Source organism: Arthrobacter sp. FW305-BF8 (genome assembly GCF_021789315.1).
In the GTDB taxonomy this organism is placed as follows: domain Bacteria; phylum Actinomycetota; class Actinomycetes; order Actinomycetales; family Micrococcaceae; genus Arthrobacter.
The window spans coordinates 2,333,273-2,355,323 of record NZ_CP084561.1 but is presented as its reverse complement, the minus strand read 5'-3'; the positions used below and the strand labels follow the sequence as shown (position 1 = coordinate 2,355,323).

Genomic DNA, 22,051 nt, shown 5'->3' with positions numbered 1-22,051 from the left:
AGCTGCCCACCCGTGGTCCCCACGAATCGCACGCTACCCAGGCCCCCCGGGAGGAAACCCATGTCTGTTCCAGTGAACTTGCCCCTCAATTCGCGCGGAAAACTCGCTTCATCGTTGCCTGCCGAGCAGCTGGCGGAAATCACCGAGTTGTTCGATCTCCGGCGCGCGGGATATTCCCTCGATGCCCCCTTCTACGCTGATGCGACGATTTTCAACATCGACATGCAGGCAATTTTTGGCAAGCACTGGATCTTTGCTGCCAGCATCGCCGAGCTCCCGGAGCCGGGCGACTACGTCACCGTCGACTACGGACCCTACTCCTTGATCGTTCTGCGCAACGACGACGGCGGCGTTAACGTCCTGCACAATGTGTGCCGCCACCGCGGCGCCCGCGTCCTGACGGAACCCGCGGGGTCAACGGGAAATCTTGTATGCGGCTATCACTCCTGGACCTACTCCCCCAACGGAGATTTGATCCATGCCTCGGCACCGGGGGAAACGAAGTTCGACAAGGGCTGCTTCGGCCTCAAGCGCGCCCACAGCCGCGTGTTCGCCGGACTCATCTTCGTCTGCATTGGGGACGAACCGCCGGCGGATTTCGACGAAACCGGAAAGATATTCGAGCCTTACCTCGCGCCCCACGATCTGTCGAAGACGAAAATCGCCTACCAGCAGAACATCATCGAGGAGGGCAACTGGAAGCTCGTCATGGAGAACAACCGTGAGTGCTACCACTGCGACGGCCACCCGGAGCTCGCGTGCTCCCTCTTTCCCACCTGGGGCCTGACGGAGGGCCTGGTCCCGGCCCATCTCGAGGAAGTGTGGGACCGTAACAAGGAAGCGCAGTCATCGCTCGAGGAGCGTTGCAGGCGCTATGGCCTTCCCTATGAGGTCGTCGAGGAGCTCGACACGCGCATAGCTGGAATCCGCATCTCACGGGAATCGCTTGACGGTGAGGGCGAATCGTTCTCGGCCGATGGGCGCAGGCTCTCCAAGAAGCTGCTCGGTGACTTGCGGGACTTCCGCCTTGGCCGCTGCTCGATGCACCTGCAGCCCAACAGCTGGTTCCATTTCCTCGGGGACCACGTCATCACGTTCGCCGTCTTCCCCGTCAACGAACACCAGACACTGGTACGCACCACTTGGCTGGTGGCTGACGACGCCGTGGAAGGCGTGGATTACGATCTGGAGAAACTCACCTACACCTGGAAGCAGACAAATCTGCAGGACAAGGCGTTCGTGGAGCTGTGCCAGAAGGGCGCCAGCAGCCCCGCCTACGAGCCCGGCCCCTACATGAAGAGCGAATACCAGGTCGAGGCGTTCATCAACTGGTACGTACAGCGTGTGCAGGAGCACTTGGCATGATTGAACTCCGCCCCGACACGGCAATCCAGGAACCACAGCGCATCCGCGGCCTTGAGATGCCGTGGAACAGGGTGATGGGCAGCACCGAGGGACCCGCCCGCGCTGCCCACGCATTGGGCCCCTGGCATCCGCAGGAGTTCACGGCGGAATGCGTCGAGGTCGTTCCCGAGGCGGGCGGCATGATGACCTTCGTGTTCCGCCGCTGCGACGGTGCGCCCCTGGCGTTCCGTGCGGGCCAGTACGTGAACGTCGCCTTTCCCGTAAACGGCGAGGACCAGGATCCGGTGGACCGCAGCTACTCGCTGTCCAGTTCGCCCACCCAGCCGTGGACCTTCAACATCACAGTCAAACGCGACCCCACTGGACTCGTCTCACCCTGGGTGCACGAGAACGTCAAACCCGGCACCGTCCTCGAGATGCTCGGACCGGTCGGGGCGTTCCACCTGCCTGACGCCGACCGCCGGGCACGGTACCTCTTGCTGGCCGCCGGCGCAGGAATCACCCCCATCATGTCGATGGTGCGGACCATCCACTCCCTGCCCGGACAGGCCGATGTCGTGGTGCTCTACCACGGAGCGGAGGCCGGAGGATATGCCTTCCACCAGGAGCTTGCCTACATCGCCTCCGTGGACTCGCGAGTCAAGGTCTTCTACGCGCTGGGTGACCGCAGCAAACCCGAAGGGTGGGAATGGCTCAGCGGAAGGCTGACGGCGGCCATGCTCGACGAGGTTGCCCCCGATGCCAATGGCCGCCAGGTCTATGCCTGCGGCCCCGAGGGTTACCTGAACACCGCCACCGAGCTACTGGGGAAGGTCGGCGTCGACGACACCTCCATCAACATGGAATTCTTCTCGGGAGATCGCCAGACGCTCCTTGAATACCAGGCGGAGATCGCGCTTGCAGAGGACATTGCCGAGGAAATCGCCGAGGAAATCGCAGATTCCGCCGAGGACTATTATGAAAGCCAGCCCACAGCGTTCGGGCTCTACGAACCCGGCTACAACGCCGAGGGACCCCTGAAGGCCACGGGGCTGCCGCTGGAACTCATGGACACGGCGCCCTATTCCGAAGCCCCCGACGGAAGTTCGAACGTGGGGCCGGAGACCGTGTCCCCTGATGCCTCGAGCTTCGACACGGTCGGAACGGGAAGCCTCACCCTGTCCTTCGTGCGCACCGGCATCAATGTACGCATCGACCCCGACGAACACATCCTCGGGGTAGCCCAACGTTCAGGCGTCAGGATCGGCGCGAACTGCAAGGAAGGGATGTGCGGCTCCTGCAAGATCGTCAAGCTTTCCGGGGAAGTCGAGATGAACCACCAGGGCGGGATCCGAGCACGGGAAATCGATGCCGGCAAGTTCCTGCCCTGCTGCTCCACCGCGCGGACCGATATGGTGATCGATGCCTAACCGCTTCCAGCTGCTGTAGGCCTGACGGCATCAGGGATTGTTGTCACGGCAAGAATACAAGTGGATAGTACACCCCCGCCTGACGTCAGGCAGCCGCTCAAAAGCCGTCAGATTAGAAACTAAATCGCCGTTCCCTGACCTGCCCTATCGAAAAGTCCTAGGTTCTAACCGGCCACTATCGGAGGGGAAGTTCGGGGGCGGTGCATCGGATCATTGTCAGCGTGGATTATGCGCATGCGAGGTGCTCAGTGCTGGATGAGGCCGGCAGGTAGATGAAGGCGCGCTTATCGTAGGTGGTGGCGATGGCAGGCCGCTAATGACGGTTGACGGGCCCTTGGACGCTCTTGCGTTGAAGCGACTGTCGACCCGAACAGGACCGTCCTGGTGCCGCTGAATATAGCGGCGGGCTCGCGGCCGCGGCCGCAACACCGTAGTTCGCAGAAGCCCTGGGACGCTTCGGAGACCGCATGGTGCGATGGCTTGCCTCCACCGGCATCCAACGCGGGCGTGCCGATCATCTCGTAACCAATAGGTGGACGTGGAGCGCAATCCGCCCATATCCAGCCGATTGACCTCTTCGGGTTACTTCTTGCTTTTTTCTCGCCCGGCGAAGGACTCCCAACCAGTGTGACCGTGCCGCCTAAATACGGGATGCTTCCTCGGTGCCGAGTACGCGGGATTACACAGTCTTCGAGCAGGGACCTGGAATGGCAGGGCCAATGGACCGTCTAATGCACCTCATGGCGCCTAAAATACTGCCATGCCTACACGTGTTCACGAGTTTGTCTGGCCTGATCGCGTCGTCATCGGCACCGTCGGCGTTCCTGGCGCGCGCACGTTCTATCTGCAGGTACGCTCAGGGACGCAAATTGTTTCTATTGCTCTGGAGAAGCAGCAGTCCGCTCTGCTCGCCGAGAAAATTGACGAGATTCTCTATCAGCTCATCACCGTCGAAGGCAACCGCTTCAGTGTTCCCAGCAGGACTCCCATCGAATTGGTCGACAACGATCCACTCGAACCCGTTCAGGAGCAGTTTCGCACCGGCGCGATGAGCCTAGGCTGGGATCCGACGACGGCGCATGTGGTCATAGAGGCTTACCACATCGCCGATGTCGACACTGGTGACAACAGCGAATCCCATGATCACGACGGCGCTGAAGTACCTGAAATGCTGTTGGTACGGATGCCGGTAGGCACCGCTCGCGCCTTCGCCAAGCGCACACGTAAGGTAGTAGACGCCGGACGTCCCATATGCCCGCTCTGCGGTTACCCCGTAGACGTCGACGGACATATCTGCACTCCTCCCGAGGTCTAATGAAGACGCCGTGATTGATTGCCATGGCACTTCTCTTCGGCTTCGCCACGGTCCACGCGGGATGGCTACGGTGCCTGCTTGCAGCGACAGGTTTCTCCGTCGGCGTGACGGCGGTGATCTGGCGCACCGCCATGGAGGATCACCAGGACCGGCCTGACCTTTGGCGGGAATCGCTGCAGCGCATCGCCGACCATCCGCTGCTGGGCGAGGGACCGGCGCCAGCACCCTTTTCCCCTGGCTTCCCTGGCGCGCGGGTCACCACGCATGCCCACAACGAGATCCGGCAGTGGGGAATAGAGTAGGGGCTTGTTGGCATCGGGCTCACACTCGCCGTGGCCGTCGTTGCCCTCCGATCGGTGCCCCGACCGATCGACTGCAATCGCTGGTCCCAGTCCGCCGCACTCGCCCTCCTCGTCTCCGGCCTGACTGACTTCACGCTTCGGATCACGGCGCTCACGCTAACCGCCGCCGCCCTGACCGTCTTGGGCGTGACAGGACACCTTCCGGCCTCCGGTCGCCCGCAGCGGATCTGCCCAGCGCACACACCCACGCACTGCGAAAAAGCTGACCTAGGCCCGCCCGCGGGGGGGCTGGCGAATGTCGACGGCAAGGGCAAGCTCGACGTCCGACGATTCGGCGGCCGAGATGGCCAGTGGAGCAATGTCGAGATCATCCGCGACTTCGCATTTACCTCCAAGGCCAAGATACAAGAACTTTTCAGCCCGCAGGGCTTTGACCGGCCGCGCAGCCGTTTTCACCGGCCCCATGCAGAGGGCCATCGATGAGGAAGGGATGAAGCGCGGAACAGCCTTAGAACCGCCCGCGGGCCCGCGGCCCGCGGCCCCGCCCAGGTCCCGCTTAGAGATTTAACGAGTGCTCGCACCGGCATGTTTTCTCTGGCTAGGTTTTCTGCAGATTGCGGAGCCATTTCTCGACACTGGACAGAACAGCCTCACGGGTTGCGGCATAACTGGTCACCGTTTCAGGCGCACCTCCAGTAGTCGAAGTAAGACGCGCCCGAAAAGGCAAGGCATGACCGGCTTCGAACCACACGTTGATCACCATGGTCGCCTCCCCTCCTCCGACTACCCCGTCGTCCGTCACCAAAGCCACAGCACGCACCTTGCCTTTCCCCTGAGATCGCTCACCTTCGTTCTGCCCTTCCATCCGCAACAAGAAGGGTAGAAAGCTCTCATTAGGACGCTGCCACATTTGCCTCAAGATTCGAGACGCCGACAATCAAGAAGGGCACAAGATATGCAGCTGCGACGGCCTTCAACTCGTGTCGGAGCTGACACGCAACGGGCACCGAACACCCTCGGTTCGTTGACGGAATCGCGCGATGACGCAATTTTAGTTTTCTTCTTTATTCTGATGAGATAATTTGTCGATTGGCAGAACTCGTAGCCAGAAGGAGGTAATGGAGCCTTCCTGAGGCGCCGGTAGGCTGGGGTGCAGGGTGATGAGCAGGAACGGATAGCAACCAGCGACGGCCCCAGGTGGGTGCCGTCATACTGCGCCTCTGCAGCGGACCAACCAAAGTGTCTCATGGGTCGCCGGCAGCCGCGTTGGGGGACTTAATGGAACAGGACGGCGCCCACTTTCAGCTGAAGCTGTTGCAACGCTGGCAACTATTTTGCGGGCCAGCCGAAATTCATGTCCCGTCCAGACAGCAGCGGCTGGTCAGCGCGTTGGCGCTAATCGGCCCCCGCCCCCGCCGCTATCTCAGCGGACTCCTGTGGCCGGACAGCCCTGAAGTCCGCGCCTTAGAAAGTCTGCGCGTAAGCGTGCATCTGATGTCGCGCCAAAGTCCCGGACTGATTGTGGCCGACGGCCCGATTCTCTCCTTGACGAACAGCCTGAGCGTGGACCTCCACCAATTTCTCGACCATCTCAGGGCCTGTGAGCTATCAGAATCATGCTCTGCCCCAGATGGATGTTTATCGCAACTGCAGCGCGCTGAGCTGCTCCCCGGCTGGTATGAAGACTGGGTCGTACTCGAGCAAAACCGGTTACGGAACATCCGGCTGCGCGCCTTGGTGCTGCACGCTGGCCGATGGCTCGAGCAGGGGGAAGCTGCAAAGGCTGCCGAGGCCGCTCAAAACGCACTCGAACTCGAGCCCCTCCACGAAACCAGCATCGGGTTCCTGATGCACGCCGAACTGGAGCTTGGTAATCGCCCCGGAGCACTGCATGCCTTTGAATCCTTCAAGGCACTCCTGGCCGCCGAACTCGGCGTGCAGCCCTCAAGGCATCTTTCCAGGCTTGCGCAGCGTATCCGGGTATAGCGACGTAGGTCGCCCCGTCCCCTTTCTGTCACGCTTGGGCCATCTACGGGTCCCCGAGGGATCGCAGCTCCCGTGCGGCAAGGCGTCGGGAGCGCTTCCCGCGTCGCGGGAGCTGAACCGTCAAGCCCACATCCCCGATGCTTTGTCGTCTCGTTCATGTCGTCTCGGATCAGAAGTATGTTTGTCGACGTCGGCTCCCCCGAGCTGACGTGCAAGCGGGGATCGAAGAAGACTCATTCCTACGGTTGTCGTCAGCCACGACACAGAGAAGAATCCCGCGAACCACCTCGTAGCACTGCAGGGCTGGCCACCGTAAGGAAAGCTCAGAGCGAGTTGCAGCAGCGGTTGATATATCCAAGTCGGAATCACAGCAAAGAATGTCGGGTCGCACCAACGACGAACCGCAGGCGTTCCCCGGACTCGATGAATCGTACAACGCTCTGTACATCCACATCGGTAGTCCGGCGGCGTTTGGCGCCGCCATCCGCAAGATCGACATGACGTTCCTGAGATCAAATCTGGGTCCCTACCGGCCCGGCATAGCTACCTGTCGATTGTTTTGCTGGCGTATTTGCCGCCCGAGCAGGGTAGCTGATCTGTGGTCACCACAAGCAAGACGCGACGCCGCACCGCATCCAGACGTTTTTGGCCCTTTGAACCACCCCTTACCATGCTCATCGCCTTTACTCGTCTTGGTCGCACTGTTAGCGGCTTGGGGCATGCTCCGCGAGCTGTTGCATTTCGACAAGGTCGAAACCTGGTGGGTGCTGCTCGGCATCGTCGGCCTCACCGTTCTCCCCATCGTGCTGCTTCTGCTGGAGGGCATCGGCGCAGCCGGCCGGCTCCGTCGAAGTCGGGCAGGTAAAGGTGGCGCTCACGGCCGCTGCCGGAGCGCAGAATCTGGTTCTCGCGCCTCCGAACGTCACACCCAACCCAGTTATCGGAGACTCCGGCGCAACACATCATCAAGGGACTGAAGCGCGCACGCACGTCGAACATCATCGTGGTCGATCTTAGGGGCGGCCGCGCATGGACTGTAACCGGACACTGATCCGCGGCACGGCACAGTCCGCGACCAGACTCGGGCTAGTACGCTACGAGGTCACCTTCAAAACCAACGTCAGCAAATGCGCTACACCGCCATCATCGGCCACCCAGGCGACCAACTGGTCTTCCGCCCACACCTGGTCTTCACCGCAGGCGGCCACGTAAGCAGCAAAGGCGTCTACATCGCAACCAAAAACCTCAGCGGAGGACTCAGCGACGCACCCTTCCACCTCAACGTGACCTGCAAGAACTGACCCCATCCCCCGGATTGCACCGCGGGACCGGCGGACCAGCGCTGCTCGACGTCAGGGCAGAAGGGCCCGAGTCCGGGCTTGTCTCGGGTTCAGGTCCCGCGCAGGGGCCAGGGGCGCCATCCGTCAACGATGTCCCGGAGCCGGGTCCCTGCGTCCCGAAGCCGTGCAACTGACACCGAGCCGGATTCGCTGCGGCCGCCTTCAGTAGCGGAACCGTCCACCGCAGTCAGTCCATAGTCCATCCATCGTCGGCTGCCCAGCGGATAGCCTTCGCTGTAACTGCCAGCGGCCACCGCCAACACCAGCAATTCCAACCGGTCCGCCTCGGACCTTGCGGTCTGGTCACATGCATCACAGCCGCACACCGGAAACGAGAAGTCATGCAACACCCCCGCGTGCACACCATAACTCCCGGATACCCGGTGAAGACAAACGTCACCGGCGCCGTGCCGGGCCTCCGCGACGTGACCCGCACCGCCTCCACCGTGTCCTGATCATCCCTGAGCAGATCCGCCGCGTGGGCCGGATCACTGTCGAATCCGACGTCGTACACGGCAGACAGGTACCCGATCAGTGCCCGGGCGACGACGTGGAGCCCGGCAAACCGCTCGGGATGGCTGTCCACACTGTAGGAGATCTCCGGAGTATCGTCATCGCCCGACCGCCGCCCATACGGGATGGGTTCGCCCTGTGCGGAGTAGTACGCCGCGACCGGCAGGGCCGGTCGGGCGCAGCGGGGCTGTCCTCCCGCGGGGTAGCGCCATAGCCACGACGAGCAAGCCGTTCTTGGAGCCCACGCCGAACCCGGCTTTCTGTGACCCCAGAGAGCAGACGCTCGCGGGATCGCGCCGACGACAGGACCGTGCATAGTTCCCCCTGTTGGGAAAGCGTCAAGAGTAACGCTGGAATAACGGCGGTTTTGATAGCTTCACTCTGAAGGGACTTTATGCCCCTCAGATTGGAGCAAGTGATGCGTGATTCATCGCCGGAAACGGCTCTTTCTAAGTCCACCGCATCCAAAAATGACGCTTATTCCAACCCACCAGTTGAAACATTTCACTTCGGGGGTGAGATGACGAAGCCAGGTCACACGGCGAGGGGACGGTGGTCCGCCCTGTTCTTTGCGGCCTTGACGGCGATGATGTTGGCGGGTTTCGTGGCGCTTACGAGCTCCGACTCGGCCTCCGCCAACCATAATAAGAAAGGCTCAAAGGTCTCCGTGGTGGCGAATGTGTTCAACCTGGAGGGGGGTCGAACTGTGCCGCCTGTCAAGATGAGGTGTGTGTGGTCGGACAAGTACGAAACCTACAACTGTCAGGCTAAACACTTCAGACAACTCCTCACTACCAAGAACCAATCGGACGACACAGATTATTTACCTCGCGGCGGCGACTATCTCGGTGGCGACGTCGTGAATCCCCACGAGTTCTCCTGCGAGAGGCCCACCAAGGATCCCAGCACCGTCACACCAAGTGACTACAAGTGCCGCGATTCCAACCATAAGTTCCGGTTGAATCAGATGGTGTACCTGATCTACCCGGAGAACTGCGATTCCAGCAGCCCTAAGTGCATCGAATTCGTCTTGCCGCCCCGCAAGTGACGCGGATGGAGCAGCGTGCCCGCGTAGAGGCTCCGAGGTCGACATGACGTCGCTCTTCGTGAGTCACAGCTCGCGGGACCACGAACCCGCGGAGAAGGTGCGCGACTGGCTGAGGGCCCAGGGGTATGCTGCGCTGTTCATGGACTTCGACGCCGACGACGGCATTCGCGCCGGCCGGGACTGGGAGCGCGAACTCTACGCCCAGTTGCGCAAATGTGACGGTGTCCTCTTCCTGGCCAGCGCGGCGTCGACCACGTCGCGTTGGTGCTTCGCGGAGGTAAGTCTGGCCCGGGCACTGGGCAAAGCCGTGATCCCCGTCCGCGTGGAGTCAGGCGCGCGGCTTAACCTGCTCGACGACGTGCAATGGATTGATTTTGCCGACGGAGATCATGCACTGAGCCGCCTGCGGCACGGGCTGTTGGCTGCCGGCCTCGACCCGGCTGAGTCCTTCGCCTGGGATCCCAATCGATCCCCGTACCCAGGGCTAAGGCCCTTCGAGGCGAACGATGCTGCGGTCTTCTTTGGCCGCGGTCCGGAGGTTGGCAGACTCCTCGAGCTGCTGCAACCGACCCTGCAGCGCGCAACCGGCCGGTTCGTCGCCATCGTGGGCCCCTCGGGCAGCGGCAAGTCCTCGTTACTGCGGGCAGGGCTGTTGCCCCGCATGGTGAAGCTTAGCCAGCATTGGGTGATCCTGCCACCACTGCGGCCCGGGTCACATCCCAGGCAGCAACTAGCCGCCTGTCTGGCGGACCGCTTCGCCGTCCACGGACGCATGTACTCCCGCGTCGATGTGGCGACCCGCCTTGAGCAGGGCCCACAGGCCCTCCTCGATCTGGCCACAGAGCTCGCCGAGCTAAACGTCAGCCCCGGCTCGGAACGACCGAGAGTGCTTGTGGTCATCGACCAGGCGGAGGAGCTGCTGACGCTCAGTGGGCCGCGTGAGCAGGAAGCGTTCCTGAATCTGCTCTCGGGAGCTGTGGCCCGCGAAGGTTCCCCGGTATGGGTCGTCGCGACGGTTCGTTCGGAGTTCCTGTCGACCGCTCCTGAGCGGGCCGGACTCTGCGAGGCGATGAACGACTCACTGGTGGTGGAGCCGCTCAGCCGCTCACGGCTGTCCGAAGTCATTGCCGGGCCTGCGCAACGTGCCGGCGTGGATTACGAGCCCGGCCTTGTCGAACGGATTGCACGGGACGCGGAGGGGGGCGACGCGCTGCCGCTTATGGCCTACACGCTCAGAGTACTTTATGAGCGATTTGGAGTTGATGGAAGGATCGACGGCAGCGAATACGAGGCCATTGGCGGCGTGGTCGGTGCCCTGACGAGACGCGCCGACCAGATCCTCGACGAACTGACACGGCGCGGTCTTGGCTCCCGGGTCCTGCCCACCTTGCTCAAGCTTGTGTCGGTGGAGCGGCGCGGTGAGCCCACCCGGCGGCGGGTTCAGCGCCGAAGCCTCGTGCCGGACGAGTGCATCGTCGTCGACACGTTCGTCGAGGCACGCCTGCTCACCAGTGCTGCAGACACGACAACGGCTGCTGACGACAGGAAGCGCACGAACGGCGGCGGGCAGGGCGTCATCGACGTGGCACACGAGGCGCTGTTGCGGCAGTGGCCGCCGCTGTGCAGGGCGATCGGCGAGGCTCGGGAATGGCTGGAGCGGCGTTCGGAGCTCGATCGTCTCGCCGCAGATTGGGAGCAGGGCGGCGCAGACGAGTCCTTCCTATTGCGCGGTGGGCGACTGGCTGCTTTCGACCGCTGGTCCGAAGAGCGTCTGCCAGACCTGAGCCCCCTCGGACGCCGTTTCCTGGAGAGAAGCCGCGAACTTGCCGCGCGAGAGCTGCAGGCGGCGCGCCGATCGAACCGCCGTCGGCGAATCCTGGTGGGATGTCTCGCCGTCTTCCTCGCTCTCGCGTTCGCCGCGGGTGCTGTGGCGTGGCAGCGGAACATAGAGGCACAGAGGCAGGCCGACCTTGCACTAAGCCGGCAGTTGGCGGCGGCAGCGAATGGGCTGGTCGGCTCACAACCGCACACCGCGATCCTTGCCGGGCTGCAGGCCCTCAGTCTGGGTGGCGAGTCCGCACCACCGGCGCCGGGTTTGGTGACCGCGTTGGCGCGGGTTACCCATCCTTCCCGGATGCTGCTCGCACACACCGGCCAGGTGCATGACGTGGCGTTCAGCCCTGACGGCAAGGTACTGGCGTCCGGCGGGGGCGACACGACGGTTCGGTTATGGGACGCGGCCACGGGCCACGAGTTCGGCATTCTAGCAGGAAAGGCGGAGGTGTGGAGCGTGGCATTCAGTCCCGATGGCCACCGAGTAGCCGCCGGAGACCGCAATGGGACGATTCGGATCTGGGACCTGGGCACCGGCCGCAAGGAAGATGCCGCTCTGGAGCACGGATCGTGGGTGTGGGATGTGGCGTTCAGCCCAGACGGTCGCATGCTGGCGTCAGCAGGCGATGACGGCCAAGTGAAGGTTTGGGACACCACGTCTCGCCGGCTCCGCGGCCGGCCCCTGACCGGCACTATCGGCGCGGTCTACGGCACGGCGTTCAGCCGAAACGGAGTGGTAGCGGCCGCGGGGAAAGACGGAATCGTGCGGACATACGACTCCGAGTCCGGCAAACTGTTAAAAGAGTTGGTGAACGGCCAGAAGGTCCTGACGGTCGCGTTCAGCCCGGATGGCCGGATCTTGGCTTCGGGCGGGAGCGACGGAAACACGCGGCTGTGGGAGCCCGATGCCGGCCAGGCCATCGGCGGCCCGCTGGCGAGCGGCGGCGGGGAGGTGCGCGGTCTGGCCTTCAGCGCGGACGGTCACCTCCTCGCCTCGTCGAATGCGGACCACACTGTGACCTTGTGGACGGTGGCAAGCCGCCATTCCGCAGGCCTGCCACTCCTCGGTTCCACCCAAGACGTCGAGGGCGTGGCTTTCAGTCCCGACGGGGCTTCGCTTGCCACGGCGAGTTGGGATGGCGCGGTGCGGCTCTGGGATGTCGCGGAGATTTATTCGGTCAGTCGCGCCTATCTGGGTCACCTAGATTACGTTCAAGACGTCGCGATGAGTCCTGTTGGAGACGTGATGGCCACCGCAAGTGTGGACCGTACTGCGCAGCTGTGGGACGTTGCCTCCGGGAAACGCCGCGGTCCGGCCCTACGTCATAACTCGGAGGTGAACGCCGTAGCGTTCAGCCCGGACGAACACACTCTCGCCTCAGTCAGCGGCGACGGCGTGCTGAAGCTCTGGAATGCTGGGACCGGCGACCTCCTTGGCCCCCCCATCGCGGCTAGCGGTGCGCTATCCGACGTGGCGTTCAGCCCGGACGGTGAGCAGGTCGCCGTAGCTGTCGACGATGGGACCGTGCAGACCTGGAGGGTAACGTCGCGAGAGCGCCGCTCGGTTCCGCAGCTCAGCCATTTCGAGGGCGTGAACGGCATCGCGTTTAGCCCGGACGGTGCAATGGCATCCGCATCGGATGACGGCACGGTCCGTATCTGGAACCCGGCTTCGGGACGATCGGTCGGACCTCTGACCGGCCACCAAGGACCCGTCTACGGGGTGGCCTTCAGCCCCGACGGGCGTGTGCTGGCCTCCGGCGGTTCCGATAACAACGTCTTGCTTTGGGATGCGGCCACCGGAAAAAGGATGGGTGCGCCGCTCAGCGGGCACACTGACGTCGTGCGAAGCGTCGCTTTCAGCCCCGACGGTCGGCTGATCGCCTCCGGGAGCGACGACCGGACGGTCCGCGTCTGGGACGTCGCTTCCACGCAGTCTCCCTCTGTCACTCTCAGTGGGCACAACATGGAGGTCACCGGGGTTGCGTTCAGCCCCGACAGCAAGTTCGTCGCGTCCTCGAGCTGGGACAGAAACGCCCGTCTGTGGGACCTGGGCTTCTCGTCTTGGGCCCAAGCTGGCTGCGCACTGGTCAATCGAAACATGACGATGAGCGAGTGGACTGCCCTGGTACCCGGACGGCCCTACCAGCGGACGTGCCCGGATATGCCGGCGGGCACCGGGGCACCTCCCGCGGCCCTGGTATCCGATAACCCTCGTGCAGGATAGCGCATCCCTTCACAACCAGGCCGGGGCAGGACGGATGTTCTCGACACCACCCCAGCATTCCAGCGCGGGCCCACCGATTTTGGGGGACAGGGACTGCCCCGTATTCGTTGACTCCTTGACTCAGCCCGGACGGTGGTGATGCGTACTGCTTCGGCCCCGGCAGTACTGGGACGAGATGTCCCGTGACCTTCGCCCGGTCTACACGGCACCCTCCGAGGCCGCAGCGAAGGAACGCTTCGTCGGGTTCTCGACCAAATGGGGCCGGCAGTACCCGGCGATCACCCGGCTGTGCGGTGAAGGCGCAGGAAGTTGCACTCACCTTCACCCCCTACTTCCTCTGGGCAAACCGCGGCCCCTCCACCATGCGTGTCTGGGTACCAGCCTCCAGTCACTAGGAACCAGCGGACTGCGCTTCTGTGCTGCCGGCACCATCGCCGGCAGCACAGAAGCGCAACCTGGAGAGCGCACGCCACCCCGTCAAAAGGCAGACAGCAGGACCGGCAACGCCTCCACGACGGCTTGCACGCCCGGACACCAAGGGCGACCGGTGATCCGCGGATCCACGACCAGTGTGTCCGACTATCCCCGATAACCGGCTCGCGCCGAACGGAACGGAAAGCGAGCCGAATGATGCGGCGCAGTGCCGCGACTGGAGGAACGCCCCATGGCAGCCCCACGGGTGCTCGCGACCACCGCCTATCTTCAACCCGGCGGAGAAGTTGACCGGATGCCGCAGGACGCCGGCTTCGACGTCGTTTTCTCCAAGTACCAGGACCGGCTCCGCACCGGCGAAGAACTGATCGACTACGTCAAGGATGTCGACGCCATTGTCGCCGGCACGGACGCCTTCACCGCCGAGGTCATCGTCGCCGCCCCGCACCTGATGGTCTTCGGTCGCTGCGGGGTTGGATACAACAGCATCGACGTCACTGCAGCCACAAAAAATGGCGGCGCCGTGACCTTCACACCCGGTGCGAACCGCATCAGCATCGCCGAACACGCCTTGGCGCTGATGCTCAACTGCGCGCGGCTGATTCCTCAGAACCTGGCCAGCATCAGGGCCGGCGGCTGGGACCCAGACGAGCGGCCGCGAGCTCACCGGCGACGCCCTGGGCGTTATCGGATTTGGCCCGATCGGCAAGACGACGGCCCAAGCACTGGGCATGACGTGATCGCCCACGACCCGTACATCGACTGCAAAGGCGCCCTGCGTAGGAACGGGCACGTTTCTCTCGGTTGGCCAGGCCTGCACATCTGCCGTCACCACGGCGGCGTCAGCGCCAGGGTTATCTGCGCCGGGGTTAAGGCGGCACGGGTGAGTCGGTGCGCATGCGTGCGGCCAGCGGCGCGCATTGCAATCAGCGCCGACGCTGGCCGTAACCAGCTTGGCATGAGGTCCCTTGCCGAGGTCATCTCCGCACAGCCCTGACGAAGTGCTCAGGCCAGGGCTGCGCGGTCGAGGCCCCCGCCGGGACATGCGCCGTGGTGAATGTACCGAACGCGGCAACGGTACCGGTCTCCGGAGTTCCGCCGGTGGGAGCGCCAGATGGTTCGGACCGGACTTCGAAGCCCATGGTAAGCGAGGTCCGGCCAAGCTTGTTGATTTTCACTGTTGCCGTCACACGTTGGCCGAACCACAACTTCGCCTTGTAGTTGATCACTTGCTGGACACGGGGGGCGCTGGGGAAATAGTCCGGCAGATCCAGCTTGCGGAATAGCTCCGCCTCTGCCGCCTCAACCCACCGGAGGATCGCAGAGTTGTGCTGGTGGCCCGATGCATCCGTGTCGACCCACTCCACGGTCCGCTCAACGCTCGCCTGCGGAAAACCCGCGTTTCCCTCTGCCTCAGTGTGATCCATGCTGCTCCTAGTGTGTTCCGATGCCGGCGTTCTCTTCCTCCGGCTCGCTCGACGGAGTACCAGCCGCTTCCGCCAGCGGTTTGGGGATCATGGCCACCGCCGCGGCTGCCAGCACTGCAATGCCGGCGAAAATCGCAAAGTTGGCCTCAAAGGGCAGTTTAGAGCCTGCAATCCATCCGCCGATCAATGGCCCGGAGATGGCGCCGAGGCGGGCGAAGCTCAATGCCCATCCTGTGGCTGTGCCGCGGATTTTGGCCGGATAGTAGTCGGCGATGTAGCCCGTGAGGACCAGTGACGTGGATATGGAACCCACACCTGCGAAGGCGACGAACAGCAGGTTGACCACCATGGTGTTCGGGAAGACCAGCAGCATGATGCCCAGGCCGCCGAGGATGTAGAACACCACAAGGATGAGCTTCTTGCCGTACTTGTCTGCGGCGCGGCCCAGGATGAGGCCGCCGATGGCTGAAGCAAGGCTGAAGACCAAGAGGAACGTGAGGGACGAGCCGAGGTCGTATCCGGCTTTCTTCATGATGCTCGGCAGCCAGGTGTTGAGTCCGTACACGAGGACCAGGCCACAGAACAGCGAGATCCAGAAGAAGACGGTGGACCTGAGGTATTTCGCGGAGAACATGGTGGTGATCGTCTTCCACCACGGCTCGGCCTCTGTGCTGGAGGCAGCCGGTGCCGGTGCTGCCATCGGGGTGTAGTTGGCAATTTTGAGTTTGAAGGCAAGAGCTTTTGCTTCGGACCTCCGGCCCTTGGTCTCGAGGTACTCCAGCGATTCGGGTAGAAGCTTCCAGATGATGGGGAGCAGCACGATCGGTGCTGCGCCGATCGCGATCACTGCCCGCCATCCGCCGAGCGGCAGTACGAAAAGCGCGGCCAGGGCGGCAGCGACGATGCCCAGGGAGTAGCCGGAGTACATGAGGCCATAGTTGAAGGAGCGCTTGTTCGGGGCCGAGTACTCAATGGTCAGGGCGGCAGCGACAGGGATGACGCCGCCCATGCCCAGCCCGCCGATCAGGCGGAAGAGTCCGAACAGTTCGGGGGTGGGCGCCCATGCGGCGCCAATTTGGGTCAGGGTGAAGATCGCCATGGATGCCAGCAGCATCTTCTTGCGGCCCACAAGGTCGCTCAGGGTGCCGATGAACAGGGCACCGATCAGCATGCCGATCAGGGCGTAGGATCCCAGTCCACCAAGCGCGAGCGGGCTGAGGTTCCATTCCTTGTACTCGGCCAGGGCCGGCAGGACGGCGCCGAGGACGCCGACGTCGTAACCTTCGGCCAGGATGGCCAGCCAGCAGCAGAAGAGAACCAAACCGGTGGTCCGGCTGGGGACTTTCCAATCGGTGACGGGTGCGTTTGCCATGGCTACTTCACCAGGACCGATGCCGAAGAGGAAGCGGGCGTCCAGCGAAGGTGCGGGTTGGTGACTTCAGCATCTGGTTCCTTCAGTAGGGACAGGCGGGGACGTACTGCGTCGGTGCGGGAGCTCGGCGGCTTGCGGCGGCCGGCCAGGAACTGCGGGATCCACTCAGCGCCCGGCCCGTTGTATTCTTGCTCGGCTGCGGCGTGGAGGGTCCACTGGGGGTCGTACAGGTGCGTCCGGCCAAGTGCGATGAGGTCTGCCCGGCCGGCGAGGAGGATCGAGTTGACGTCGTCGTAGCTCGAGATGGCGCCGACGGCGATCACCGCCACCCCTGCGGGGGCGGCCACTTCCTGGCGGATGCGGTCAGCGAATGGCGTCTGGTAGCTGCGGCCGAAGGCGGGCTTTTCCTCCTTGGCGACCTGCCCGGTGGAGACGTCGAGGCCGGCTGCGCCGTGGGCTACGAAGGCGCGGGCGATTTCGACGGAATCGTCGGAGGTGTTGCCGCCCTCGATCCAGTCCGTTGCCGAGATGCGCACCGTCACCGGCTTGCCGGCGGGCCAGGCCGCGCGGACGGCGTCGAACACTTCCAGCGGGAACCGCAGCCGGTTCTCCAGGCTGCCGCCGTATTCGTCGGTCCGCTTGTTGGAAATGGGTGAGAGGAAGGAGGACAGCAGGTAGCCGTGGGCGGCGTGGACCTCGAGGAGGTCGAAACCCGCCTGCTCGGCCCGGAGCGTCGCGGCGACGAACTCTTCCTTGATGGCGTCCATGCCGGCGCGGTCCAGCTCGGCCGGCATCTGGTTGTGGGGACCGTAGGCGATGGCCGAGGGGCCCACCGCCTGCCAGTTGCCGGTTTCCAATGGTTCGTCGATGCCCTCCCACATGAGCTTGGTGGAGCCCTTGCGGCCGGAGTGGCCGATCTGGGCGCCGATCTTGGCGCTGGACTGGCTGTGGACGAAGTCCACGATCTCCTTCCAGCTGTCCCGCTGGCTGTCCGTGTACAGGCCGGTGCAGCCTGGCGTGATGCGTCCGGCCGCCGAGACACAGACCATTTCGGTCATGACCAGGCCTGCGCCACCCAGGGCCTTGGAACCGAGGTGGACCTTGTGGAAGTCTCCCGGAATTCCATCCACCGCCGAGTACATGTCCATCGGGGACACCACGATACGGTTCTTCAGTTCCAGTCCGCCGATGCGGAAGGGCTGGAACATGGCCGGTGCAACCTGCGTCAGTCCCTGCGATTCGGCGAAGTTCCGGTCCACGGCGTCGGCGAACTCCGGGTCGCGAAGGCGCAGGTTTTCCTGCGTGATGCGGCGGCTGCGCGTCAGCAGGTTGAACGCGAACTGCGTCGGGTTCTGATCCTTGTACTGGCCGATGCGTTCGAACCATTCAAGGGACGCCTGTGCAGCACGCTGGGTGGAGGCCACTACGGGCCGGCGCTCGGCTTCGTAGGCGGCCAGCGCGGATTCCACGTCGGGATGTTCGTGCAGGCAGGCGGCCAGGGCCAGTGAGTCTTCCATGGCCAGCTTCGTGCCTGAGCCGATGGAGAAGTGGGCGGTGTGGGCAGCGTCCCCCACCAGGACGACGTTGTCCTTGCGCCAGCTTTGGTTGCGGACGGTGTTGAAGTTCAGCCACTTGGAGTTGTTGGACAGGACTTCGTAGCCGTCCAGTTCCTCAGCAAAGATCGACTGAATCTTGGCGATTGCCTTCTCGTCGGAAACACCCGGCGGGAAAACGTCGTTGGCAGTCTCGTCGAAACCGGCGGCGCGCCAGACGTCCTCGTGCATTTCCACGATGAAGGTTGAGCCCTCGTCCGAGTAGGGGTAACCGTGGATCTGCATGACGCCCCACTCGGTTTCCTTCACGAAGAACTTGAAGGCCTCGAACACCTGGTCCGTGCCGAGCCACATGTACTTGTTGGTGCGTGGATCGAGGTCTGGCCCGAAAGACTCTGCGTACTTTGCCCTGATCTGCGAGTTGACGCCGTCGGCGGCCAGCACCAGATCATAGTTGGCTTCGAGTTCCTCAATGGCGGGCGCCATGGTCTGGAAGCGCAGGTCAACGTTGAGCTCGGCGCAGCGTCGCTGGAGCAGCTCCAGGAGTTCCTTGCGGCTCATGGCGGCGAAACCCTGGCCACCCACGCTGATCATCTGTCCGCCGAAGTGGATATCGATGTCGGCCCAGCGGGCGAAGCGGCGGCTCATGTAGTCGGCGACCACGGGGTCCGCGTTGCCGATTCCGCCCAGGGTTTCGTCGGAAAAGACGACGCCGAAACCAAAGGTGTCGCTGGCAGCGTTTCGTTCCCAGAGGGTGATTTCGTGGGACGGGTCCAGTTGCTTCATCAATGCTGCGAAGTAGAGGCCGCCCGGGCCGCCTCCAACGATTGCGATTTTCATGGTCCTGCTCCTTCTCACGCCTGGCTCTGGCCGGCGGGGGTGAGTTCTTGGGTCTGGTTCGCGATGGAGTCGCGGAGTTTGAAGTGCTGCAGCTTGCCGCTGGGATTGCGCGGCAGCTCAGTGACGAACCGGATGTCCCTGGGGTATTTGTAGGGGGCGATGGTGGCCTTGACGAAGTCCTGGATGTCCTTGCGCTTTTCGGCGTCGCCGGTGACGCCGTCGCGCAGGACGACAAACGCGCAGACAATGCTGCCGCGCTCGGGGTCGGGACGGCCGATCACGGCGTTCTCCACAACATCCGGATGCTGGTCGATGGCCGCCTCCACTTCGGGTGCGCCGATGTTGTAGCCGGAGGAGACGATCATGTTGTCCGACCGGGCCTGGTACGTAAAGTACCCGTCCTCGTCCCTGGTGAAGGTGTCCCCGGTGACATTCCAGCCCCGGACGACGTAATTGGCCTGACGTTCATCGTCCAGGTAGCGGCAGCCGGTGGGACCGATAACCGCCAGGCGTCCGGCCTGACCGGGCCCGAGCTCGTTGCCGTCGTAGTCCAGGATGGTTGCCCTAAAGCCCGGCACAGCCCGGCCGGTGGTGCCCGGCCGGATGTCATCGCCGGCGGCGGAGATGAAGACGTGCAGCATTTCAGTGGAGCCGATGCCGTTCACCAGGCGCAGGCCGGTTGCGTCGTGGACGGCTTCCCATGTCTCCTTGGACAGGTGCTCGCCCGCGGACACGGCCATCCGCAGGCCGCCGAGCAGGTCACCCCGGTTCTCCTTGAGGATCGCCCGGTACGCGGTGGGCGCTGTGAACAGCACCGTTGCCCCGGCAGCCGCCGCATGTTCAGCCAGCTCTACCGGGCCGGCCTTTTCGGTCAGCAACGCCGACGCACCGAACCGGAGCGGGAAGACCACCAGCCCGCCCAATCCGAACGTGAAGGCAAGCGGCGGTGAACCGGCGAACACGTCGTCCGCGGTTGGTTGCAGGATGTGCCGGGCAAAGGTGTCGGCATTGGCCAGGATGTCGCGGTGGAAGTGCATGGTCACCTTCGGCACGCCGGTGGTGCCCGACGTTGGGCCCAGGAGTGCGACGTCGTCGGCGGCGGTATCTACGGCGTTGAACTGTCCGCTCTTGGCTGCGCAGCGCGCGGTGAGGTCGCCGTCGTCGTCGCTTCCGTAGGCAAGGACGGTGACGTCCTCCCCTGCTGCCGCGGCGAGCTCGGCGATGAAGCGGTGGTCCGAGATGGCCACTACGGGCTTGGTGAGCCGGATCAGCGAGGCGACCTCGGTGGAACGCAGCATGGGCATGGTGGTGACCACCACTGCGCCTGCCTTCAGCACGCCCAGCCAGGCAGCGACAATCCAGGGGTTGTTGGGCCCGCGCAGCAGCACGCGGTTTCCAGGCACTACGCCGTGCTCCTCGGTCAGGACCTGGGCCACCTGGTTGGCGCGCTGCTGGAGTTCGGCGTAGGTCCAGACGGTGCCGTCCGGGGTCCGCAGCGCGGGCCGGTCCGCACCGTGCTCAACGACGGCGCTGTCGATGAGGGCAACGGCGGCGTTGAGCCGTTCCGGGTACTGGAGCTCGGGGAGCGGGAATTCGAGCGCCGGCCAGAGGTTGGCGGGCGGCAGGTGGTCGCGGGTGAACGTGTCCACGTGGGCCGATGGCGTCATGCGCATGGCCGTTCCTTTCAGTTGTGCGTCGGTGAAGCTGATGGATTCGAGTGGGAAAAATCAAGCCCCGGGTCGGATCATGCCTTCCTGCGCGACAGTGGCAAGGAGCCTTCCCTGCCGGTCGAAGAAGCGGCCCGTAGCGAGGCCCCTGTTGCTTTGCCCGGAGACGGCTTCCTGTGCGTAAAGGACCCATTCGTCGGCGCGGCCTTCACGGTGGAACCACATGGCGTGGTCGAGGCTGGCGGTGGCAAGCCCAGGACTGGACCAGTGCAGGCCGTTAACCCGCAGGAGTGGCTCCAGGATGGTGTAGTCGCACACGTAGGCCAGGGCGGCGCGGTGAAGGTCTGCGCCGTCCGGCAGGGCGTCGAAGGCTTTCACCCAGATGGCCTGTTGCGGGACCGGCCCGCCCTCCAGGTTGATGTAGACGGGGCCCGGAACGTGGCGCATGTCGAAACTGCGGCCCGTGGACCAGTATTCTGCGGCCGGGCCAGCCGCTTCGTCCAGTGCCTCAGCCGCGCTGCGCAGTGTTTCAGGGTCGACGGCGGCGGGAGCCTCAGGTTGGAAGTCCGGCCCGTCTTCGGGAACCTGGAAAGAGCCCATCGCGGCATAGACAGGCTTGCCGTTCTGGAAGCCCCGCACCGTCCGGGTGGAGTATCCGCGTCCGTCGCGCAACCGCTCCACTTCGTAGCGGACGCTTGATCCGACGTCGACCGGCCGCATGAAGTAGCTGTGCATGGAGTGCAGCGCCCTGTCGTCATCGACCGAGCGCATCATCGCCGCGGCGGCCTGCGCCACCATGTCGCCGCCGTAAGCCTTGGGCCACGGCACGTACTGGGTGGTTGCCTCATAGGCCTCGTCGTAGACTTCCTCCGGCACGCGCGTGAGCTCCACGGCCTTCAGGAAAGTCTCCGAGGTCAGGGTTCCAGTGATCATTGCGGCTATGCCCTGCGGTAGTCGGCGAGCGTCTCGTCGGGGACGTCCTCAAGGTTGACCACGAGGTTCTCCGGGGTGCGGGCGGTGAGCCACACCAGCTCTTCCGTCACGGACATGTTCGCCTCCACGTGGGGCATGAACGGGGGGACGAACACCCAGTCGCCGGCCTTCATGTCAAGGAATTCCTGGTAGTTCTCACCGAAGTAGATGCGCCCGTGGCCGCGCAGCACATAGCCGCCGGTCTCGGCCTCGCCGTGGTGGTGCGGCAACGAGCGGTAGCCCGGAGTATTGGATACCTGCCCGAACCAGATCTTCGTGGCCGGAGTGTGCTGGATGCTGACGCCCGAGACGCGGATGCAGTCCCCGGACTGGGCGGTGTTGGTGTCTTCCTGTCCCGCGCGCGTCACCACGGGGACTACTTTGCCGTCTGCCTGTGCGTAGATGGAGTTGTCGCCCTCGAGGCGGTAATCGGTAGCTGTCTGGTTCATG

20 protein-coding genes and 2 pseudogenes are annotated in these 22,051 nt (G+C 63.9%); 12 read left to right on the top strand and 10 right to left on the bottom strand.

Annotated elements, in window-relative coordinates:
- The first annotated feature begins 60 nt into the window (after positions 1–60).
- The 5 genes from LFT45_RS10525 to LFT45_RS10505 all read left to right on the top strand — a co-directional run bounded on the left by LFT45_RS10525 (position 61) and on the right by LFT45_RS10505 (position 4,874).
- Entirely contained in the window at positions 61–1,365 is a 1,305-nt protein-coding gene (locus LFT45_RS10525; RefSeq protein ID WP_236808449.1) for an aromatic ring-hydroxylating oxygenase subunit alpha, read from the top strand.
- Entirely contained in the window at positions 1,362–2,774 is a 1,413-nt protein-coding gene (locus tag LFT45_RS10520; protein ID WP_236808447.1) for a ferredoxin reductase, read from the top strand. Before LFT45_RS10525 ends, LFT45_RS10520 begins: the two co-directional genes overlap by 4 nt.
- A gap of 760 nt (positions 2,775–3,534) precedes the next feature.
- A complete protein-coding gene (locus LFT45_RS10515) occupies positions 3,535–4,089 on the top strand; it encodes a DUF3090 domain-containing protein (RefSeq protein ID WP_236808445.1) in 555 nt (184 codons plus the stop codon).
- A gap of 23 nt (positions 4,090–4,112) precedes the next feature.
- The gene (locus LFT45_RS10510) at positions 4,113–4,391 is read left to right on the top strand and encodes an O-antigen ligase family protein (RefSeq protein WP_236808444.1); all 279 of its coding nucleotides are present in this window, start codon (positions 4,113–4,115) and stop codon (positions 4,389–4,391) included.
- 30 nt (positions 4,392–4,421) lie between these two features.
- On the top strand, positions 4,422–4,874 hold the full coding sequence (locus tag LFT45_RS10505) for a hypothetical protein (RefSeq protein ID WP_236808442.1): 453 nt from the start codon (positions 4,422–4,424) through the stop codon (positions 4,872–4,874).
- 115 nt (positions 4,875–4,989) lie between these two features.
- Here the strand turns inward: LFT45_RS10505 and LFT45_RS10500 are convergent, their stop codons facing one another.
- Entirely contained in the window at positions 4,990–5,256 is a 267-nt protein-coding gene (locus tag LFT45_RS10500) for a hypothetical protein (protein WP_236808441.1), read from the bottom strand.
- Between the two features lie 413 nt (positions 5,257–5,669).
- On the opposite strand from LFT45_RS10500, the gene LFT45_RS10495 reads away from it, so the two are divergent.
- Positions 5,670–6,377, top strand: a complete 708-nt coding sequence (locus tag LFT45_RS10495; protein WP_236808439.1) for an AfsR/SARP family transcriptional regulator — start codon at positions 5,670–5,672, stop codon at positions 6,375–6,377.
- A gap of 704 nt (positions 6,378–7,081) precedes the next feature.
- On the opposite strand, the gene LFT45_RS10490 is transcribed toward LFT45_RS10495, so the two are convergent.
- Entirely contained in the window at positions 7,082–7,255 is a 174-nt protein-coding gene (locus LFT45_RS10490) for a hypothetical protein (protein ID WP_236808438.1), read from the bottom strand.
- A gap of 249 nt (positions 7,256–7,504) precedes the next feature.
- Here LFT45_RS10490 and LFT45_RS10485 point away from each other — a divergent pair, with 249 nt between their 5' ends.
- Positions 7,505–7,678 (top strand): hypothetical protein, encoded by a 174-nt coding sequence (locus tag LFT45_RS10485; RefSeq protein WP_236808430.1) that lies wholly within the window; start codon positions 7,505–7,507, stop codon positions 7,676–7,678.
- A gap of 89 nt (positions 7,679–7,767) precedes the next feature.
- On the opposite strand, the gene LFT45_RS23275 is transcribed toward LFT45_RS10485, so the two are convergent.
- Together LFT45_RS23275 and LFT45_RS23515 are read right to left on the bottom strand one after the other, a co-directional pair.
- The gene (locus tag LFT45_RS23275; RefSeq protein WP_272912836.1) at positions 7,768–8,043 is read right to left on the bottom strand and encodes a DUF6226 family protein; all 276 of its coding nucleotides are present in this window, start codon (positions 8,041–8,043) and stop codon (positions 7,768–7,770) included.
- A gap of 98 nt (positions 8,044–8,141) precedes the next feature.
- Positions 8,142–8,546 (bottom strand): annotated as a pseudogene (locus LFT45_RS23515) (DUF6226 family protein); the annotation flags it as partial.
- Positions 8,547–8,648: 102 nt separating this feature from the next.
- On the opposite strand from LFT45_RS23515, the gene LFT45_RS10475 reads away from it, so the two are divergent.
- From LFT45_RS10475 to LFT45_RS10465, 5 genes and pseudogenes are all read left to right on the top strand, one after another.
- On the top strand, positions 8,649–9,278 hold the full coding sequence (locus LFT45_RS10475) for a hypothetical protein (RefSeq protein WP_236808428.1): 630 nt from the start codon (positions 8,649–8,651) through the stop codon (positions 9,276–9,278).
- A 43-nt stretch (positions 9,279–9,321) separates the two neighbouring features.
- Positions 9,322–13,338, top strand: a complete 4,017-nt coding sequence (locus LFT45_RS10470) for an nSTAND1 domain-containing NTPase (RefSeq protein WP_236808426.1) — start codon at positions 9,322–9,324, stop codon at positions 13,336–13,338.
- Positions 13,339–13,501: 163 nt separating this feature from the next.
- Positions 13,502–13,627, top strand: a pseudogene (locus tag LFT45_RS23510) (IS256 family transposase); the annotation flags it as partial.
- A gap of 4 nt (positions 13,628–13,631) precedes the next feature.
- Positions 13,632–13,733 (top strand): hypothetical protein, encoded by a 102-nt coding sequence (locus LFT45_RS23505; protein ID WP_440156225.1) that lies wholly within the window; start codon positions 13,632–13,634, stop codon positions 13,731–13,733.
- Positions 13,734–14,002: 269 nt separating this feature from the next.
- The gene (locus LFT45_RS10465; protein ID WP_236808418.1) at positions 14,003–14,767 is read left to right on the top strand and encodes a hypothetical protein; all 765 of its coding nucleotides are present in this window, start codon (positions 14,003–14,005) and stop codon (positions 14,765–14,767) included.
- On the opposite strand, the gene LFT45_RS10460 is transcribed toward LFT45_RS10465, so the two are convergent.
- Genes LFT45_RS10460 through LFT45_RS10435 form a run of 6 tightly spaced genes read right to left on the bottom strand, consistent with a single transcriptional unit; the run spans position 14,748 to position 22,050 of the window.
- Positions 14,748–15,197, bottom strand: a complete 450-nt coding sequence (locus LFT45_RS10460) for an acyl-CoA thioesterase (protein ID WP_236808412.1) — start codon at positions 15,195–15,197, stop codon at positions 14,748–14,750. The two genes, LFT45_RS10465 and LFT45_RS10460, sit on opposite strands and share 20 nt — an antisense overlap.
- A 7-nt stretch (positions 15,198–15,204) precedes the next feature.
- Complete coding sequence (locus LFT45_RS10455; protein ID WP_236808410.1) at positions 15,205–16,569, bottom strand: MFS transporter; 1,365 nt, start codon at positions 16,567–16,569, stop codon at positions 15,205–15,207.
- A gap of 2 nt (positions 16,570–16,571) precedes the next feature.
- Positions 16,572–18,962 (bottom strand): bifunctional salicylyl-CoA 5-hydroxylase/oxidoreductase, encoded by a 2,391-nt coding sequence (locus LFT45_RS10450; protein WP_236808408.1) that lies wholly within the window; start codon positions 18,960–18,962, stop codon positions 16,572–16,574.
- A gap of 14 nt (positions 18,963–18,976) precedes the next feature.
- Positions 18,977–20,635 (bottom strand): AMP-binding protein, encoded by a 1,659-nt coding sequence (locus LFT45_RS10445; RefSeq protein WP_236808406.1) that lies wholly within the window; start codon positions 20,633–20,635, stop codon positions 18,977–18,979.
- A gap of 54 nt (positions 20,636–20,689) precedes the next feature.
- Complete coding sequence (locus tag LFT45_RS10440) at positions 20,690–21,562, bottom strand: acyl-CoA thioesterase (protein WP_236808400.1); 873 nt, start codon at positions 21,560–21,562, stop codon at positions 20,690–20,692.
- 5 nt (positions 21,563–21,567) lie between these two features.
- Positions 21,568–22,050 carry a cupin domain-containing protein gene (locus LFT45_RS10435; RefSeq protein ID WP_236808398.1) on the bottom strand — a complete coding sequence of 161 codons (483 nt, stop codon included), beginning with the start codon at positions 22,048–22,050 and terminating at the stop codon, positions 21,568–21,570.
- Position 22,051 lies beyond the last annotated feature (1 nt).

What these genes read in the sequence shown, in the direction of transcription:
- LFT45_RS10475 (WP_236808428.1), top strand. Translation starts at nt 8,649, where the DNA reads ATGCGTGATTCATCGCCGGAAACGGCTCTTTCTAAGTCCACCGCATCC.
- LFT45_RS10515 (WP_236808445.1), top strand. Translation starts at nt 3,535, where the DNA reads ATGCCTACACGTGTTCACGAGTTTGTCTGGCCTGATCGCGTCGTCATC.
- LFT45_RS10440 (WP_236808400.1), bottom strand. Translation starts at nt 21,562, where the DNA reads ATGATCACTGGAACCCTGACCTCGGAGACTTTCCTGAAGGCCGTGGAG.
- LFT45_RS10500 (WP_236808441.1), bottom strand. Translation starts at nt 5,256, where the DNA reads ATGGAAGGGCAGAACGAAGGTGAGCGATCTCAGGGGAAAGGCAAGGTG.
- LFT45_RS10485 (WP_236808430.1), top strand. Translation starts at nt 7,505, where the DNA reads ATGCGCTACACCGCCATCATCGGCCACCCAGGCGACCAACTGGTCTTC.
- LFT45_RS10455 (WP_236808410.1), bottom strand. Translation starts at nt 16,569, where the DNA reads ATGGCAAACGCACCCGTCACCGATTGGAAAGTCCCCAGCCGGACCACC.
- LFT45_RS10520 (WP_236808447.1), top strand. Translation starts at nt 1,362, where the DNA reads ATGATTGAACTCCGCCCCGACACGGCAATCCAGGAACCACAGCGCATC.
- LFT45_RS10445 (WP_236808406.1), bottom strand. Translation starts at nt 20,635, where the DNA reads ATGCGCATGACGCCATCGGCCCACGTGGACACGTTCACCCGCGACCAC.
- LFT45_RS10495 (WP_236808439.1), top strand. Translation starts at nt 5,670, where the DNA reads ATGGAACAGGACGGCGCCCACTTTCAGCTGAAGCTGTTGCAACGCTGG.
- LFT45_RS10525 (WP_236808449.1), top strand. Translation starts at nt 61, where the DNA reads ATGTCTGTTCCAGTGAACTTGCCCCTCAATTCGCGCGGAAAACTCGCT.
- LFT45_RS10450 (WP_236808408.1), bottom strand. Translation starts at nt 18,962, where the DNA reads ATGAAAATCGCAATCGTTGGAGGCGGCCCGGGCGGCCTCTACTTCGCA.
- LFT45_RS10470 (WP_236808426.1), top strand. Translation starts at nt 9,322, where the DNA reads ATGACGTCGCTCTTCGTGAGTCACAGCTCGCGGGACCACGAACCCGCG.
- LFT45_RS10460 (WP_236808412.1), bottom strand. Translation starts at nt 15,197, where the DNA reads ATGGATCACACTGAGGCAGAGGGAAACGCGGGTTTTCCGCAGGCGAGC.
- LFT45_RS10465 (WP_236808418.1), top strand. Translation starts at nt 14,003, where the DNA reads ATGGCAGCCCCACGGGTGCTCGCGACCACCGCCTATCTTCAACCCGGC.
- LFT45_RS10510 (WP_236808444.1), top strand. Translation starts at nt 4,113, where the DNA reads ATGGCACTTCTCTTCGGCTTCGCCACGGTCCACGCGGGATGGCTACGG.
- LFT45_RS10435 (WP_236808398.1), bottom strand. Translation starts at nt 22,050, where the DNA reads ATGAACCAGACAGCTACCGATTACCGCCTCGAGGGCGACAACTCCATC.